The 18210-nt window shown below is 43.7% G+C and carries 17 protein-coding genes and 1 riboswitch; of the genes, 12 read left to right on the top strand and 5 right to left on the bottom strand.

The features are described from left to right. Window positions 1–68: 68 nt before the first annotated feature. Window positions 69–704 (bottom strand): cyclodeaminase/cyclohydrolase family protein, encoded by a 636-nt coding sequence (locus tag MHH57_RS04415; RefSeq protein ID WP_069012904.1) that lies wholly within the window; start codon window positions 702–704, stop codon window positions 69–71. Then, complete coding sequence (locus tag MHH57_RS04420) at window positions 701–1567, bottom strand: bifunctional 5,10-methylenetetrahydrofolate dehydrogenase/5,10-methenyltetrahydrofolate cyclohydrolase (RefSeq protein WP_029517626.1); 867 nt, start codon at window positions 1565–1567, stop codon at window positions 701–703. Before MHH57_RS04420 ends, MHH57_RS04415 begins: the two co-directional genes overlap by 4 nt. A gap of 113 nt (window positions 1568–1680) precedes the next feature. Then, a riboswitch (ZMP/ZTP riboswitch) is annotated at window positions 1681–1765 on the bottom strand. Between the two features lie 213 nt (window positions 1766–1978). Here MHH57_RS04420 and MHH57_RS04425 point away from each other — a divergent pair. The 8 genes from MHH57_RS04425 to MHH57_RS04460 all read left to right on the top strand — a co-directional run bounded on the left by MHH57_RS04425 (window position 1979) and on the right by MHH57_RS04460 (window position 10600). Next, window positions 1979–3040, top strand: coding sequence for a fatty acid desaturase (locus MHH57_RS04425; RefSeq protein ID WP_029517625.1), 1062 nt, complete (start codon window positions 1979–1981; stop codon window positions 3038–3040). Window positions 3041–3108: 68 nt separating this feature from the next. Further along, entirely contained in the window at window positions 3109–4242 is a 1134-nt protein-coding gene (locus tag MHH57_RS04430; protein ID WP_029517624.1) for a sensor histidine kinase, read from the top strand. Beyond that, on the top strand, window positions 4239–4838 hold the full coding sequence (locus MHH57_RS04435) for a response regulator transcription factor (protein ID WP_029517623.1): 600 nt from the start codon (window positions 4239–4241) through the stop codon (window positions 4836–4838). The genes MHH57_RS04430 and MHH57_RS04435 overlap by 4 nt, the downstream gene beginning before the upstream one ends. 145 nt (window positions 4839–4983) lie before the next feature. Then, window positions 4984–5604 carry a deoxynucleoside kinase gene (locus MHH57_RS04440; protein ID WP_029517622.1) on the top strand — a complete coding sequence of 207 codons (621 nt, stop codon included), beginning with the start codon at window positions 4984–4986 and terminating at the stop codon, window positions 5602–5604. Then, window positions 5604–6245: a deoxynucleoside kinase gene (locus tag MHH57_RS04445; protein WP_013308920.1), complete on the top strand. Its 642-nt coding sequence runs from the start codon at window positions 5604–5606 to the stop codon at window positions 6243–6245. The genes MHH57_RS04440 and MHH57_RS04445 overlap by 1 nt, the downstream gene beginning before the upstream one ends. Window positions 6246–6442: 197 nt before the next feature. Next, window positions 6443–7444: a Gfo/Idh/MocA family oxidoreductase gene (locus MHH57_RS04450; protein ID WP_029517621.1), complete on the top strand. Its 1002-nt coding sequence runs from the start codon at window positions 6443–6445 to the stop codon at window positions 7442–7444. Window positions 7445–7692: 248 nt separating this feature from the next. Beyond that, on the top strand, window positions 7693–9126 hold the full coding sequence (locus MHH57_RS04455; protein ID WP_342434865.1) for a metallophosphoesterase family protein: 1434 nt from the start codon (window positions 7693–7695) through the stop codon (window positions 9124–9126). A 247-nt stretch (window positions 9127–9373) separates the two neighbouring features. Next, window positions 9374–10600, top strand: a complete 1227-nt coding sequence (locus tag MHH57_RS04460; protein ID WP_342434866.1) for an RtcB family protein — start codon at window positions 9374–9376, stop codon at window positions 10598–10600. Window positions 10601–10751: 151 nt separating this feature from the next. Here MHH57_RS04460 and MHH57_RS04465 read toward each other — a convergent pair whose 3' ends face one another. Both MHH57_RS04465 and MHH57_RS04470 read right to left on the bottom strand, forming a co-directional pair. After that, window positions 10752–11642, bottom strand: coding sequence for a shikimate dehydrogenase (locus MHH57_RS04465; RefSeq protein WP_029517618.1), 891 nt, complete (start codon window positions 11640–11642; stop codon window positions 10752–10754). Window positions 11643–11671: 29 nt separating this feature from the next. Further along, entirely contained in the window at window positions 11672–12862 is a 1191-nt protein-coding gene (locus tag MHH57_RS04470) for an MFS transporter (protein ID WP_029517617.1), read from the bottom strand. 216 nt (window positions 12863–13078) lie between these two features. Between MHH57_RS04470 and MHH57_RS04475 the strand changes: the two genes are divergently transcribed. From MHH57_RS04475 to aroD, 3 genes are all read left to right on the top strand, one after another. Further along, a complete protein-coding gene (locus MHH57_RS04475; RefSeq protein WP_069012907.1) occupies window positions 13079–13990 on the top strand; it encodes a LysR family transcriptional regulator in 912 nt (303 codons plus the stop codon). A 129-nt stretch (window positions 13991–14119) separates the two neighbouring features. Then, window positions 14120–15376, top strand: a complete 1257-nt coding sequence (locus tag MHH57_RS04480) for an MFS transporter (RefSeq protein WP_342434867.1) — start codon at window positions 14120–14122, stop codon at window positions 15374–15376. 102 nt (window positions 15377–15478) lie between these two features. Then, a complete protein-coding gene (gene aroD / locus MHH57_RS04485) occupies window positions 15479–16243 on the top strand; it encodes a type I 3-dehydroquinate dehydratase (RefSeq protein WP_069012909.1) in 765 nt (254 codons plus the stop codon). Between the two features lie 104 nt (window positions 16244–16347). Here the strand turns inward: aroD and MHH57_RS04490 are convergent, their stop codons facing one another. Beyond that, window positions 16348–16920, bottom strand: a complete 573-nt coding sequence (locus tag MHH57_RS04490; protein ID WP_029517614.1) for a shikimate kinase — start codon at window positions 16918–16920, stop codon at window positions 16348–16350. Between the two features lie 554 nt (window positions 16921–17474). Here MHH57_RS04490 and MHH57_RS04495 point away from each other — a divergent pair. Further along, window positions 17475–18167, top strand: coding sequence for a pectate lyase (locus MHH57_RS04495; protein WP_029517613.1), 693 nt, complete (start codon window positions 17475–17477; stop codon window positions 18165–18167). Window positions 18168–18210: the final 43 nt, after the last annotated feature.

An 18210-nucleotide genomic window follows, 5' to 3' on the forward strand; every position in this document is an offset into this window, starting at 1 on the left:
AGGCGGGTTTGAGAGGCTATTTTTGAGCATGGAAGCAGAATATGACTTGGGACGGGTTCTTCCAATGGTCAGCCCGTTATTCGGCTGCGCACCATCAATAAGGTTTGTTCTTTGATTTGTCCGATTTCACGGAGGAGTGCGGCTGTTTTAGCTTCGTAGGATTGTTTGACATCCAAATCTTTCAGCGAAGCAAGGTTAATGTCGACGGTAAGCAGGGCAGATTGAGCGGCGGCTTCGAACAGGATCGCGCCGATGCCAAGATCCGAAATCACATTTTTATTGGACACTTCCACAATGTTATAGGCTTGCGACAATCCGTCTCGGCATACTTCCAGCAGGCGCATGGGTACCTCAATGGCAGCGATCACCGCTGTCTGTAAGGAATGGGTACGATAGCGCTTTTCTTCGTCTGTTTCCTTGGGCAAACGCAGGGCAGTCATATACTGTTCAAAGGATTGGATGTCTGCGACCATTAATTCCTCACAATGTGTAGACAATCTTTCCATGCTGCTAATGACGTCCGTGATTTGTTCATGGATGTGCGCGTATTTTTCTCCTTGTGAAAGGTTGGCGGTCATGGAGGTCATAGCCGCGCCTAGTGCCGCAGCCAGTGCGGATACACTTCCTCCGCCAGGGGTAGGAGCTGCACTTGCAGCCTCTTTCAGAAAATGTCCGATGGAATGATTCCACGACAGTTCACTCATGAGTAAACCACCTCTCTGGAGTAGTGTTGCAGATGTATCGCTTTAAGCAAATTTTTGTACAAAATCGCAGTCGTTAAGGTGCCAACACCGCCGGGAACCGGAGAAATAGCATGTACTTTTTCCCCCACGTCTAAAGCGGCATCTCCCACTATTTTTCCCTCTAGCGTCTCATTAATTCCCGCATCTACCAAAATCAGACCGGGATGAACCATATCTTGCGTAATCACATCAGGGCATCCGACTGCCACGAAGGCAATGTCTGCATGGCTCAGATGCTCTGCAATATCACGCGTACCTGCATGACAGGCGGTAACGGTGGCGTTTTCTCTTTGCAACATGTGGAAAAGGGGAAGTCCCACTGTCTGTCCGATGCCCACGAGCGTGACATTTTTGCCTGCCAATGTGTGACCGTAATGCTTGAGCAGCTCGATACAGGCTTGAGGTGTTGCGGGATATAGTCCGGCGTCACCTGTTACAGTAGCCAGCTTGTTATCGGGTGTAATCCCATCAATATCCTTGTAGGGGGCAATGGATTGTTTAATAACGGAGGCGGAAAGATGTTGGGGAAGCGGCAGTTCCAGCATAATGCCATGTACATGGGATGCATCGTTCAGACTGCCGATCAGGTGCAGTAGCTCGGTTTCGCTAACATGACGATCAAACGTATGGAGATGAAATGAGATGCCCAGCTTCTCCGCTATTTTTTGCTTGGTCCGTGCATAGTATGCAGATGCCGGATCACCTTCTACCAATAGGGTTGCCAGATGGGGACGGTGTCCTTGCTGCTTCATTTCTTCTACCTGTGAACGGATCGTTGCATATACTTGCTCAGCTGCTTCTTTGGATTTCATGATAATAGCCATAGTCCGAGCCTCCTCTGAATTTATTGCATAATGGAATCAACAGGGTGTCATGGTCTTGTAAAACGAAAAAAAGTATTTGCACAAGGTCGTCAAGACAGACGAATCCTCTGCAAATACTTCTCCCAGGCGAACGGTACGCTTTTTTTGTATGCTCCCTCGTGGTTCATTCCACTGACTTCGCCAGTCACATACAGCGTTATTATACCTTATATTTTAACAAACAATCATCAGAAAAGAAACCCGCGAACATTTGGAAAACGGGTTATGTTACTTGTCTATATGACAAATGTCATATACACGAACTGACGTTTATGACTACAGCGCCTAGAGCGTTCTCCTTATACTGAGATTAGATCAACATGTACGCCTAACAGGATCAAGGTATAGGCGTCATCTTTAAGGAGGATCATAATGAGTATGACACAACTCCCATTAGCCCAATTGAAAAAAAATATGGCTCCCTACGAGAAAATAAACACGAAATCCAGCGTTCTGCAACTTATCAATACTTTGGGTCCACTGATCCTATTGTGGTATGCTGCTTATCTTAGCCTGTCGGTTTCGTACTGGCTGACGCTTCCCATTGCCATTGTTGCATCGGGGTTTGTGGTACGGACGTTTATTATTTTTCATGATTGTGGTCATCAATCCTTCTTCAAAAGCCGCAAGCTGAACGACATTGTGGGAACGATTACAGGTATTATTACGCTCTGCCCTTATCACCAATGGAAAAATAGTCACGCGATCCACCATGCAACCAGCAGTAATCTGGATAAAAGAGGCACAGGTGACATGTGGGTGCTTACGGTAGAAGAGTACACAGAGGCTTCCACATGGACACGGTTGGCCTATCGCATATACCGAAATCCTTGGGTTATGTTCGGACTAGGTCCGATCTATACTTTTTTGATTTCCTATCGCTTTAATATCAAGACAGCCAAACGCAAGGAAAAAATGAACACTCATGTGACGAATATATCCATCGTTGCATTGTATGCACTGTTGTGCTGGGCTATTGGATGGCAGGCCTTCCTTCTCGTACAGGCACCTATCTTTTTTGTATCCGGTATGTTGGGAATCTGGCTATTCTATGTACAACACCAATTTGAGGATTCTTATTTCGAGCACGATGAAGAGTGGAGTTATATTAATGCAGCCGTAGAAGGCAGTTCTTACTACAAGCTTCCTAAAGTATTGCAATGGATTACGGGCAATATCGGATTTCATCACGTTCATCACCTGAGTCCCAAAGTTCCAAATTATAATTTGGAAAAAGCACATGAAGCGACACCGTTACTTCAAAAGGCGACCACGATCACAGTGAGTAGCAGTCTGCAATCGTTGAAGTTCCGACTTTGGGATGAAAATACGAAAACCTTTTTGACCTTTAAACAAGTGAAGCCGCTCCTCAGCAAACGTGTTGCAGTTACGAAACCCATGCCTACACCTGTTGTAGGCACAGAAAGAAAATAACGTTGAACAAAACCTGGTATGATAAGATAAGGAATATAAGTCATGTGAAGTAGAAGAGGGTGGGCAGGATGCAAAAATGGTATCAGATCTTCCAAAGAAATACAGGGCTTAGCCCTTATGTTTGGGTCGTCTTTTATATCCTGCCCTTTTACTACTTTAGCTCTTCATCTACAGGTCATATTATTTTGGGTACTGCTATTATTTTGGTATTCTTTGCATGTTATGTACTGGCTTTTGTCTCAAAAGGCTGGCTCATATACTTTTGGACCAGTGTACAGATTGCCATATCGATTACCATGACACTGCTGTTCAGCTATATGTACTTTTCCATATTTATCGCCTATTTGATCGGTAATATTAAAAGTAAGGCTGCATTTACGACGCTGTATATTATTTTAATGGTTATTACGATTGGATTGATCAATTATGGTTTTGTTTCTCAGAATCCCGTTTTTATTAAACAGATTCCTTTTATCCTGCTCAATCTGATCGGTGTGATTCTCCTTCCGATTACGAATTTTAATCGCAACAAAAGCGATCGGCTCCAAGTTCAATTGGAGGATGCCAATAAGAAAATATCGGAATTGATTAAGCTGGAGGAACGGCAAAGAATTGCGCGTGACCTGCACGATACCTTAGGTCAGAAGTTGTCACTCATTGGGCTGAAGAGCGATTTGGCGGGCAAACTGATGGATCAGTACCCGGAGCGGGCGCATGTCGAAATTAACGATGTTCGTCTCACGGCAAGAAGCGCGTTAAAAGAGGTACGGGAAATGGTTACTCAAATGCGCGGTATGCGACTAGAGGATGAGCTGCTACGTATTCGGCAGATTTTAAAGGCTGCTCACATTGAATTAACTCTAGAGGGAGACCCGAAGCTGGAGCATACATCATTAATGAATGAAAATGTTCTTAGCATGTGTATGAAAGAAGCCGTAACCAATGTAGTGAAACACAGTGGAGCTACCGCTTGCTCCATCACGATTGAGCCGTCTCGTAAGGAATTAACTCTTCGGATTCAGGATAATGGAGTCGGTATTACGAGAGAAAATGGAACCCTTCGTGGAAACGGCCTGCAAGGTATGAAGGAAAGGCTCGAATTCGTGAACGGATGTATGGAGCTGCGTTCAGATCAGGGAACGACCTTGGTCATTAAAGTGCCCAATATCCCTGAAAAGCCGAACGAGGAGGTGGGGCCATGATTCGAATTGTCATTGCAGAAGACCAACGTATGCTGCTGGGTGCTCTAGCTTCTCTGCTAGACTTGGAAGAGGACATGAAAGTAGTCGGAAAAGCAAGCAACGGGGAAGAAGCTATAGAACTGGTGAAGCTGCATCAACCGGATATATGCATTATGGACATCGAAATGCCGATAAAGAGCGGATTGGATGCGGCTGAAGAACTCAAAGGCTTGAACTGCAAGATGCTGATTTTAACTACGTTTGCCCGCCCTGGGTATTTTGAACGAGCGATCAAGGCGGGGACACACGGTTATCTACTCAAGGACAGTCCCAGTGAAGAGCTGGCTTCCTCCATTCGCAGTATTATGGCAGGTCGGCGTATCTATGCTCCGGAACTGGTCGATGATGCTTATGCCGAAGTCAACCCGCTAACAGAGCGTGAAAAGACCGTCTTGGCGCTCATCGCTGACGGAAAGAACACGAAAGAGATTGCTGGTGAACTGTATTTAACGACAGGGACGGTGCGCAATTATATTTCAGTCATTCTCGATAAGTTGGGTGTCAGTAACCGGATCGAAGCGATTACACGTTTTAATGAAAAAGGTTGGTTTAAATGAGAAACAGAGACGCTATGAAGCAAAATATAGCGCTCTGTTTTTTTGTTTTATCCATAGATTTGGTATGCCTTTAGCGTACTACCTTGTGATACAATAGGATAGTTGTCCACAGGATGGACTGGAGTACAAGGAGGAGCAGAACCGCATGAAACAAGCCCCATTTATAGCCGTTGAAGGGCCCATCGGAGCAGGCAAAACGACGTTAGCTTCGATGCTTTCAACCGAGCTACATTGGCCGATAATCAAAGAGATTGTCGAGGAGAACCCATTTCTCGATAAATTTTATCAGAATATAGATGAGTGGAGTTTCCAGTTGGAAATGTTCTTCCTCTGCAATCGGTATAAGCAGTTGGAGGATACTGGTCTGCAATATATCGAGAAAGCTCAGCCTGTTATTTCTGATTATCATATCTACAAGAATTTGATTTTTGCTGAACGTACGCTTAAGGGTGTGAAGCTCGAAAAATATCGTCAAATCTATCATTTGCTCACAGATGATATGCCTAAGCCGGACATTATCATTTATATCAAAGCAGATTTGGATACCTTGCTGGGGAGAATTCGCAAGCGTGCACGCTCTTTTGAACAGGAGATGGACCCTGCCTATCTGGAGCAATTGATAATAGATTATGATAAAGGCATGCAGTTTCTCGCTGAACAGTCCCCTTCCCCTCGTATATTGACCGTGAACGGGAATGAAATTGATTTTGTAGAAAATCAGGCACAATTTAAACAAATTGTTTCCGATGTAAAGGAGCTTATATAGTGAATAATTACAACATTCCTGCAAATGCCTTGATTACGGTAGCGGGCACAGTGGGTGTAGGTAAATCCACGTTGACCGGTGCTTTGGCCGGACGCCTTGGTTTTAAAACCTCTTTGGAGCAGGTCGATCATAATCCCTATCTGGAGAAGTTTTATCACGATTTCGAAAGATGGAGCTTTCATTTGCAAATTTATTTTCTCGCGGAACGCTTCAAGGAACAAAAGAATATTTTCCTGTCTGGTGGAGGCTTTGTGCAGGATCGTTCTATTTATGAGGACACAGGCATTTTTGCGAAAATGCATGCCGATCAGGGAACGATGAATCCTACCGATTATGAAACGTATACTAGCCTGTTTGAGGCGATGGTGATGACACCGTTTTTCCCTCACCCTGATGTGCTGATCTATCTGGAAGGCAGTTTGCCCTCCATTCTGAGTCGGATTGAGGAGCGCGGTCGCGAGATGGAGATCCAGACCGAGCGTTCTTATTGGGAGCAAATGCATCGCAGATATTCCAATTGGATCAACGAATTTGATGCCTGTCCTGTACTGCGTCTGAACATTGATGAGTATGATGTACATGACCCTGCTTCCATGGATGCTATTTTGGAAGAAGTAGGAAAAGTAATATCAAAAAAATAGAGATATAACCCCAAATAACTGACAGGGACTGTGGTACAATCAGTATAAATTAAGCTGATAGACCGCAGTCTTTTTTTGTCGAATAAACATGTTGAAGCACGAGATATGACTAACGGTATAGTGGACAAGTTTAGGCTGGAATGCGAGAATAGGTACATATGAATTGTAATGACTCACGGGAAGGATGGGATACTGTGATGCGTTTTGGTATTGTTGGAACCAACTGGATAACAGAGAGGTTTATTCAAGCTGCGATGGAGACGGACGAATTTTCCCTGACGGCGGTATACTCACGCACAGAGGATAAGGGCAAAGCTTTTGCTGACAAATATAACAGCCAGCCGGAGGTTTTTACAGACCTGGCGCAAATGGCCGCAAGTGACCAGGTCGATGCCGTATATATTGCCAGCCCCAATTCCTTACATGCGGAGCAGGCGATCTTATGTATGAATCACGGAAAGCACGTGTTGTGTGAGAAACCTTTTGCGTCTAATGCAGCAGAGGTGAAGAGTATGATCGAAGCCGCGCGCAACAACGATGTTCTGCTGATGGAGGCCGTTAAATCCACACTTATGCCTAACTTTAAAATAATAAAGGATCATATGTATAAAATAGGCCGGGTTCGGCGTTATTTTGCAAGCTACTGTCAATACTCCTCCCGCTTTGATGCTTTTAAGCAAGGTAAGGTATTGAATGCGTTTAACCCGGCCTTTTCCAATGGTTCCCTGATGGACCTTGGCGTGTATTGTTTGTATCCTATGGTGACTTTGTTCGGCAAACCTGAGGAGGTTCGGGCGGTTGGTGTGCTTTTATCCTCTGGTGTCGATGGCGAGGGCAGTATCGTGATGAAGTATCCTGATATGGATGCTATCGTCATGTATTCCAAAATTACAGATTCCTATCTGCCTGCTGAAATTCAGGGTGAGAATGGAACGATGGTGATCGACAAAATCAGTCAGCCCTATGAGGTGAAAATTCATTATCGGGACGGCACGATTGAGGATCTGACCAAAGCTCAGACGCGTGAGCCCATGTATTATGAAATTCAGGAATTTATAGATCTGATCAAGATTGGTGAACGCAACAGTTCCATTAACTCTTTGGAGTGTTCACTTACAGTCGCTGAAGTGATGGAGGAGGCAAGACAGCAATTCGGCCTTCGTTATGAAGCAGATTTGAAAAATACTTCTGCACATTAGTCAGTGGAATGATCGAAATTGCAATGCACAAAGGGCTGCCGATTTTGCAAACTTTGCAAATATACGGTTAGCCTTATTTGGCTTTGTAGCCCTAAAAGGGTAAAGCAGTTATCCTTCTCCTCAATCGCTAGGTCACTTAACACCTCGTTTTTACAAATTACTATATTTCCTAAAACAACGTATTAACATTTGATTGATATGATCATATTTATAACTTTTACATATTAACTACACAGAGGAGTGTACACATGTTTAAGAAGTTTCAAAAATGGTCAGCAACATCTATGTCTGTTGCTCTTGCGCTAGGTTTGATTACGGGCATGTCAGCCTTGCCTGTCCATGCTGAGTCATCAGGGAATACAGATCATGGTATTAGTAAAGTTACAGCTACATTTTATGGAGACACAAAAGGTTCCAAAGGATTTACCTGGTATACTTCAAAACTTTCCACGAAGAGCACTGTTCAAGTAATCAAGAAAACGGCTTCTGAAGCTGATTTTACGAGTGCTCTTACATTTGAAGGGACTTCTTCTCCATCGACCAATTCTCCAGAAGAGCTTGTCCATAAAGCTGTAGCTACAGGTCTTCAAGCGGACACAGCTTATTATTATCGTGTGGGTGATGCAGCGCGCGGGATATGGAGCGAAACAGGTACGTTTCAAACGGCTCCTAAGAGCGGCGAATTTACCTTCATTGATTTAGCTGATACACAAGCGAAAAGCGAAGATGAAGCCATATTGTCTTCACAGACGCTCGAAAAAGCACTTCAAACTGTAGGTAATGCTCAGTTTGTAGTCCACAACGGAGATATCGTAGACACCGGTACCAAGGAAGAGCAGTGGGACTGGTTGTTGGGACATTCACAAAAAAGTCTTTTGAATACAACCATTGTTCCTTCAGCAGGTAATCATGAGGATGAGAACTACGCTTTTTATGATCACTTTAATATTAATCAACCAGCTGGTTCTGCTACTAAAACAGGAGCGTACTACTCCTTTGATTACAGCTATGCTCACTTTATCGTACTGAACTCCAATGAGGACTCAGAGAAATATGCCAATTTTTCTGAAGATCAAGTCGCATGGTTAAAGAAAGATGCTGCGGCAGCCAAAAAGGCAGGTGCAAAGTGGATCATTGTTAACATTCACAAAGGTCCCTACACTACCTCTAATCATGCAACAGATTCTGACATCATGGATAACAATGGAGTTCGTAACCAAATCGCTCCACTCATGGACAAACTTGATATCGACTTTGTCGTGCAGGGGCACGATCATATTTACGCTCGTACGAAGCCAATCAACCAAGAGGGTAAAGCAACAACGCCAACCAAATTAAAAGATACATTAAATGAAAAGACGATTGAATATAGTGTGAATCCGGATGGAAGTATCTATGTCATCCCAGCAACTGCTGGCCCCAAAGTCTACTACAAGAACCCGAGTGAAAAACTTGGAGATAAGTACTATAATCTCTTTGAACTAGCTGAAGAGAATCATGCGGCAGTGTATGGCCCGGATCCGAGTGACAATCGTAGACCCACACGAGGACAGGTACAGAATTTTGTTGGCATCACTGTAGACGAAAATAAACTTACAGCCGTAACGTACGAAATTGATCAAAACAAAAATGATGCCAAACCTTTTATTGTGGATCAATTCGGAATCATCAAAAAATATTAGTATAATTGATTTAATGGTTTCTAAATGATCATAAAAGGATATCCTACAGTCTGGTCGGCTGCATGGATATCCTTTTTCATTTTCTTATAGGGACTTTCTTATAGAGACGTCTGATGTTGTGCTTGTAATACTTACGCCCTGTTCGGAAGCGGGTAAACCGTACATAATGCTATTAAGAGATCCAAAGTTCAAAAGCAGTCAATTTTACATATAGAAATTTTCTTGCAAAATATGGAGGGATAAAACGATGGCTTATCAAGAAATCAATGGAGTACGCGTATGGGGATCACCTGACCCGGGGGCACTATCTCAAGCCCGCACATGTGCCGAAAATGGTAATGTGATTCAGGCGCTACTGATGGCAGATCATCATAAAGGCTACAGTCAGCCAATTGGCGGTGTGATGGTGTATGACGGACAAATTTCACCTTCAGGTGTAGGGTATGATATCGGCTGCGGGAATAAGGCGGTAAGAACCAAGCTGTTTGCAGCAGATATTATGCCGCGTATTTCAGCCGTGATGGATGAGATTGCCCGTCATATTTCGTTTGGCGTAGGCCGTGTGAATGCAATTCAGGTAGACCATGAGCTGTTCGATGACCCGGATTGGGCAGTATATGCGGCGATTGGGAAACAAGAACATGACAAACTGAAGTCCTTGGCGAGGGAACAGCTGGGTACAGTAGGGAGTGGCAATCATTTTGTTGATGTATTCGTGGAGGAAGCGACAGGACAGGTCTGGATTGCCAATCATTTCGGCAGCCGGGGCTTTGGACACAAAACAGCAAGTGGGTTTCTAAACTTGGCTGCAGGACGGGAGTTTCTCGGAAAGGCGCCGGGAGAACATATGGATCAGCCGCCTGTACTGCTGGATATGAACAGTGAGCTGGGAGACATGTACTACCGTGCGATGCGCCTTGCCGGACGCTATGCGTATGCGGGACGTGACTATGTGATAGAACAAGTGCTTGGTATTATGGGGACCGAAGCGGATTTTACGGTGCATAACCACCATAATTACGCGTGGAAAGAACAGCATGATGGACGCGACACCATTGTAGTCCGCAAAGGCGCAACCCCCTCGGCACCTGGTCAAATGGGCTTTATTGGAGGAAGCATGGGTGATATCTCGGTGATTGTACGTGGGAAAGATTCGGTAGAAAATCGGGATTCCTACTATAGTACAGTCCATGGCGCAGGTCGTATTATGAGTCGTACCCAGGCAGCCGGTAAAATGAATTGGAAAACCCGCACACGGAGTGGTGGACAAATCACGGATGTACAGATGAAGGAGGCTGTTCGGAACTATGGTGTCGAGCTGCGCGGAGCCGGTACAGATGAAAGCCCGTTCGTCTACCGCAAACTGCGCGAGGTACTGGACGCTCACTCCGAGACCGTGGAAGTTATGCATGAACTAAAGCCTATTGGGGTATGCATGGCTGGGGCCAATGAATTTGACCCGTATAAGGATTAATGAAAAGAGAAGGAAGAACGGGGCTGTACCCATAAAAAAGACGATGCCCGGCAGAAGTGTTCATTCGCCGAGCATCGTATTTAAAGTACATATATGCGTATATAATAGAAGGAACTCATGGCTTGATGTGCTTGTTGAGCAGCTCTAAATCTTACAGTTGATCAGCAAAAAGTTGTTCTTTAATATAAGCGACTGGCATCTCTTGGCCTGTCCACAGTTCGAAGGCTAATGCGCCCTGCCACAGCATCATGCCCAGACCGTTAATGGCGGTTGCACCTACGGATTCAGCTTGTTCCATCAGCTTGGATTTAGCTGGGCTGTATACTACATCGGTTACAATCAGATCGGAACGAAGCATGGACACATCCTCAATGACACTTTTGCCTTCCAGCGGTTTCATACCCACACCTGTACCATTAGCGAAAATATGACTTGTAAGAATCTCTTCACGCAGCTTCTCCTGATTCTCTAATGCATAGATATTCGCCTTGACTTGGGCATGTTTCATCTCTTCATTAATCATACGGACATTTTCTTCCGCCCGGGCAAAGAACTGGTCATTACGAGCGAAAATTGAAATTTCAGCGAGACCAGCTCGAGCGGCTTCAATAGCAATCGGCGTTGCAGCACCGCCTGAGCCGACGAGTGTCATTTTCTTACCTTTCAGATCAATGCCGTTCTCCTGCAAGTTACGAACATAACCTGATCCATCTGTACTGTAGCCTTTCAGCTTACCATCCGTATTCACGACAGTGTTGACGGCACCTGTAAATTTAGCGCTGTCGTCTAGCTCGTCAAGATACTGGAGTATAGCTGTTTTGTTAGGCATGGACACGTTATATCCGCGTATGTTCAGAGCGCGCATCCCCCGTACGACCTCTTCAAGCTGTTCATTGCCTACTTCAAAGGCCATATACGCGTTATTTAGGCCCAGCTTTTCAAACGCAAGATTATGCATAGCCGGGGACAAAGAGTGTCCGATCGGTGTAGCTAGCAGTCCGATTAATTGTGTTCTTCCGTCAATACGTCCAGCATTTTTCATGATATAAGCCTCCAAGTAACGTGTGTAGTTTAATGAAACACTTTTTTATATCGATAAGCAACAAACACGGCCAGCAAAATACTGACTACAGCAATCGCAATATCCAGAATGAATACGGAGGTAATTCCCAGACTTTTGGACATGCTCCCGGTAGCCAAAGGCATCAGGATGAACGATAGGCTGGCTGCTATGTTTACGAGAGAAGTCGTAGTTCCTTTGTTCTTGCGGAAAAATTCCGTCATTACCGTAAGGGCAATTTGGAATATGCCTGCGGTAGACAAGCCGATTAAGAATGAACTGATCAAGGTAGCGACAGGATTGTGCCATACAATTAAAGCCAGCAAAGAAAGTAGGGCAATAAGCGGATACACAATCATGACGGTAATGGGCTTAATGAATCTACCAAGTACCATAGCCAACAAAATAACGGAAACTAATGAACCTATACTATAGTAGCTCAGCAGCTTAATAGCGCTGGCTTTGTCCATGCCAAGAGCCTCTTGTCCAAAGGTAGGAAGCCATAGCTGCACGATCATGAACAATACAGTTGAAGTAAAACCGATAATAATCAGAGACAAACCTTCTTGCCAAAACTTAGGCTCGCTGTGGAACGAATCCGTTGATTGACCAGTCTCGGCTGGAGCCTTTTGTTCCTCGGCTTTGTGGTTGGGGAAAGCGGTCATTGACAAGAAAATCCCGTTCAGCAGATAAATTCCTGCTGGAATAAAGAAGGAATATCCATAGAACATATCGTGATTAATAAAAAATGCAATCATGAAAGGAATAACAATGGCACCGATCGAGATGGATGCTTTGACTAGGACGGTTGCAGACCCGGCTTTTTTTCCGAACCCTTCAATGAGTGCGGGATAAGTCCCCGCATCCATCATCGAGTTGCAGAGCCCTGCGATAATGGCAAACACGAATGCCAAGGTGTAGTTAGGTGCAAGCGGAATACCGATTAGGAAGATTAAATAAGCAAATGATGCAATAACAATGAGTGGTTTCCTTCCGTATTTATCTGACATTTTTCCGGCTACTCCGAGAGCGAGCAGTTTACCGATTCCAATCGCTGACACCAGATAGCCGATGGCTGCTTTATCCGTGTTCAATTGCACGGTCAGAAAGCTCATATTCGACGAGAGAATAACATTAATCATACCCAGAAGAAAATAGTTGATATAAAGCCCTGTTGCCATTCTGATATAAGGATTTTTCATAAGTGTAACTCCCAACATAAATTTTAGATCAATGGCCTAGGTAGGCATCGTCCAGGTGTATTAAAGTACGCCCACAAACAAGTGAAAATATTCACATAATGTCTATGTCTTAATTATATAAGGGGTGATATTATAAATCCAATGCATATTTTTATCGTTTTTCATAGTTTGGGTCTATAATTTAAAATATGAATTAAAGAAGGGAATTACATAATTATGAACCTGAAGCACTTACAATATTTTCGTGTACTTGCGGAGATGGAGCATTTTACTCAGGCAGCTATGCGGCTATGTATCACTCAACCCAGTTTAAGTCATGCGATTTCAGAATTAGAAAAGGATTTGGGCGTTCATCTGTTTGAGAAGCAGGGGAGAAATATTCGGTTAAACAAATACGGACGATTTTTTCTGAAGTATGTGGAGCACGCGATGGATGAATTGGAAAAGGGGGAGCATAACTTACGGGAATTAGTGAGTCCAAGTCATGGTAATATAGATTTGGCGTTCATTTACACACTAGGTTCACACTTCATTCCAGCAATAATCCAAGCCTTTTCAGCTCTGGATGCCCGTAAAGACATTTCCTTTTCGTTTCACCAAGGGAATACGAACGATATTATTCAAGGCCTGAAGCAGGAACACTATGACGTGGCGTTCTGCTCTCACGTGGAAAATGAACCGGATGTGGAGTTTATTCCGTTGGCTCAGCAGGAACTGGTGGTCATTGTTTCACCTGATCATCCGCTGGCTTCTCTGGACCAAATTGATCTCAAGGATACAGCAGATTACCCGGTGATCTTCTTCAACAAAAAGAGTGGGGTTCGGCCCATTATTGAGAATTTGTTTGCCAAGGCGGGCGTTACGCCACAGATTATTTGCGAGATTGAAGAAGATACGGCAATGGCAGGACTGGTGTCTATCAATTACGGGATCGGAGTTATGCCCCGCATTTCATCGTTAGATTATTTTAACGTCAAAACATTGCCTATTATTAATCCAGAATACGAGCGTTTTATCTACCTAGCCAGCATTAAAAATAGATATTTATCCCCGGCAGTAGTAGAGTTTCGGAACTTTGCCCTAAGTTATGGCAAGGAGTTTTATTTGAAAACACATCAGCGTGTCTAAGCCGGAGTCTCGCAATATTTAAACTTGATAAATTTTAAATTGTGTTCTATACTTCATCATCGACACAAGCAATGTGAAATGATTCACGTTTTGATACTACAAGACTTACTTACAAAAGCAGGTGAATTCATGATGAAACGTACTTCTTTTCCAGTGGCGACAGGACTTTATGTAAACTATCTTTTGTTCGGCATGTTTAATATTATGCTGGCATCGCACATGTCCTTTTTAACAGAGCATTTGCATACAGATCAGGCGGGCATCAGTCTCTTGGTTTCTGCGATGGGATTTGGCAGGTTGTTTACCCTGTACATATCCGGGGTGCTCTCCGACCGTTATGGTCGCAAACCGTTTATTGTGGCAGCCGGGCTACTGATGGCTGTATTCTTGGTCGGTATACCGCTGAGTTCCAGCTTTGAGATGGCGATCGTACTGGCTGTGCTGGCAGGCGTAGCGAATTCTTTTCTTGATTCAGGTACTTATCCAGCGCTGATCGAAGCTTTCCCCCAATCCTCTGGTTCGGCTACAGTATTGGTGAGAGGTTTTATATCCGTTGGGGCGGCATTTTTACCGCTAATGATTATCTTTTTTATGAATCACGATATTTTCTACGGGTTCTCTTTCTTTTTACCTGCCCTCATATTTGCTTTGAATGCAATGTACTTGTTCAAAATGAAGTTCCCAGACATGCGCGTGCAGCCCGCCAAGGGGCAAAGTGGCGGTAATTCTGTATCAAGCCTAGCGGGAAAATTGGAGGCAAATGACCGGAGTAAGCCGCGGTTTTGGCAGGAAGGGCTATGCCTTATCTTGCTCGGATTTACGGGACCTACCTTGCTTTATATTGTGCAGTTATGGTTGCCTACTTTTGGACAACAGTTTATCGGTATGACCGAATCAGAGTCTCTCAGATTATTAGTTTATTACAATATGGGTTCGCTGGTTTCCGTGTTTGTATTGGTCATTGTGTTAAGAAAATGGGTTAAACCAGTTCACATTATTCTTATTTATCCATGTATTTCCCTGTTGGCTTTTGGAGCGCTTCTCCTTTTCAAGTCAGGGGCTGCGTCCATTATTTGTGCGAGTGTTATCGGGTTTTCAATATCAGGTGTACTTCAGCTGACATTAACCGTAATGAGTGAATTTTTTAGTCAACGAAAAGGACAGATTACCGGGTTTGTTTATACAGCAACCTCGCTTTCATACACGATCATTCCTGTGTTTACAGGCTTTCTGTTGAAACATTCTCAGATATCGAGTGTTTTTATGCTAGCTATTATTGTGAATGTGCTAGGGATCGTACTGGCGGTGTTTGTTAATTTTCGGTACAGTTTAGTTTTTCCAGCAAGTCGCAAATTTTCGCCTAAAATTGCACTTGAACCCAAATAACGACGACTGGATCATATCATCTGCATGCTTATTCAGAATGCGTTATACTATGAATTATTGTACATGTTCGACTTGAAACTGTAATTTGGGAGTGAGAAAGAGATGGCTAAAATCGTAAAGGTGAAAGATGTCCTGATTGGTGAAGGAGCGCCAAAAATTTGTGTGCCCATGGTGGGAGAAACGTTGGAGCAGTTGAAGGAAGAAGCTACTTATTTACGTACGCTCGACCTGGATATCGTGGAGTGGAGAGTCGATTTTTTCGAACATGTGGAGGATCTGGAAAAGGTAAAGGCTGCCTTACATGAAATTCGGTCTATTTTAGCCAATATTCCACTCGTATTTACGTTCCGTAGCGCTCGGGAAGGCGGAGAAAAGGAAATCAGTGCGGCGAGTTATGTGGAATTGAATCGTACAATAGCCGCAACGGGGCAAGTCGAACTTATTGATGTAGAGCTTTTTAATGAGGAGGCTGATGTGAAGACGCTGGTAGAAGCAGCACATAAGCATAACGTGTATGTGATTATATCTAATCATGACTTTCATAAGACGCCGTCGAAGGAGGAGATTGTTTCCCGATTATGCAAGGCGCAGGAATTGGGAGGCGATCTGCCTAAGATAGCAGTGATGCCGACCAATACAGCCGATGTGCTCACTTTGCTGGATGCCACGCGTACTATGGCAGAAGAGCATGCAGATCGGCCGATTATTACGATGTCGATGGCGGGGAAAGGTGTCGTGAGCCGCCTGACCGGAGAACTGTTTGGTTCGGCTTTGACCTTTGGTGCCGCTAAGAAAGCTTCCGCACCGGGGCAGATTCCTGTCACTGAACTGAGAGAGATATTGACGGTGCTGCATAGCCATTCTTAAAAGACGGATGGCATGCTCGCCAGTCAGTAATATATCCGCAGTGAACCAAAAAGGAGGGCCCCCATGCGATAAGCATGCTGGAGCCCTCCTTTTTGGTGTAACTCTTAATTCAATCCCCGAGTAGGTTCATATAACTCCCAACCTAGATTCAGCGTTTGAATAATATAGTCTGCGACTTCTTCCGCATCCAACTGATCTGTATCGATCTTGGAGTGATTCACCGCGTAGATGTCCTGTCTGGAACGGAATAAATCCTCAATTTCCCCTAAAGTCTTGTTTTGTAGATTAGGACGGGTGTCAATCAGCATCTTGAGCCGATCTTTCCAGGAATCCCAATTTAAATCCAAGAAGAAAACAATCGATGAAGCCAAACAAGCTTGCTTCACCTCTTCCTGTAAAAATGCACCACCGCCAACGGAAATGATTTTAAGGCGTGTGTTGCTGCACAGCTTCAAAATATGCTCTTTTTCAATCTCACGGAAACGCTTCTCTCCATAAGTCTTGAAAATCTCTGTTGTTGGCATGTTGTACTCTTGTTCAATCTCCTGGTCAATGTCCACGAAATCGCGATACAGCTTGCGCGCTAGATGGGAACCGATCGTTGTTTTACCTACACCCATAAAGCCGATGAGCACAATATTTTGTTCTTTTAATGGAATCTCACTATTGTTTTGCACGATAACCACTCTTTTCTCACCAGTAATGTTGAGATGTAACGCTTCAAAGCACTAAATACATTATACGTTCATCAACCGTGTCATTCAATAGTATAGATCACATCAGCAATGAGGTATACGATAAAAGGGATTCTGAATACCAATTAAGTGATAAACAGCAGGCAAACGAAACAAGGTATTCAAGTATTGTTTAATGTGTAAATTGAAGAAATACAAACTTGTACAAGTATAAAAGAGGCAATTTTATGTACTAAATTGAAAAAAAGGACATATTTTGCCGAGAAATATATTGAAATTACTGGAAGTGTGATTATAATAGAATTATACAAATTGTAAATGTAATCGCTCTATTTACAATTTGTGCTTTATATAATTTATGAGACAAAATTACTTTGAACCAAAAACCAAGTATACATATGCAAATAGTTGAATGATGCTTTATAGACGTGTATCGGTCATTGGGTTCATTGTGCGAAGGTGGTGATACGGTCTACACGTTCTAGTCAACGAAGAGTTGGAACAATGAAAAATATCTACGAGAGGGATGAATTGACATGAAAACAAACACAGCTAACGTATTGAAAAAGGGAATCAGTATCGCTTTATCAGGAATGTTGGTCGCCTTATTTGTCGGCAATTATTCTGCACATGCAGCTCCAGAAGTCGTTCATAAGACCATACTTGTTAAAGCTGGAGAAGTTTACGATGGTAAAGGCAAGACTGTAGTGGCTGATCCCGATACCTTGGGAGATGGAAGCCAGAAAGAGGCCCAAAAGCCTATTTTCAAGCTTGAAAATAATGCAACACTGAAAAATGTGATCATCGCTGCCCCTGCTGCGGATGGGGTGCATGTATATGGCAACGGCACAATCTCCAACGTAACGTGGGAGGATGTCGGTGAAGATGCCTTGACGCTTAAAGAACCAGGCACGGTAAACATTACGGGTGGTGGAGCGTTCCACGCATATGATAAAGTATTCCAAATTAATGCCGAAGGTACGATTAACATTAAAAACTTTAGAGCCGATGATATCGGTAAGCTGGTTCGCCAACTTGGGGGCTCTACATTCAGAGTGAATATGACTTTGGATAACTCGGATATTTCCAATGTAAAGGACTCGATCCTGAGATCGGACGGTCCTAACAGCAAAGCTAAAATTACGAATACTCGTTATCATAATGTAAAACAATTGTTCAAAGGTTTTAAATCCAGTAATACGAGTGAATCCGGCAATACTCAATATTAATTGGTATAGAAGAGAGTAAGGATAGGAGTACGGATGTGATAAG

This window comes from Paenibacillus sp. FSL H7-0442, from assembly GCF_038593105.1.
GTDB classification, from domain to species: domain Bacteria; phylum Bacillota; class Bacilli; order Paenibacillales; family Paenibacillaceae; genus Paenibacillus; species Paenibacillus polymyxa_D.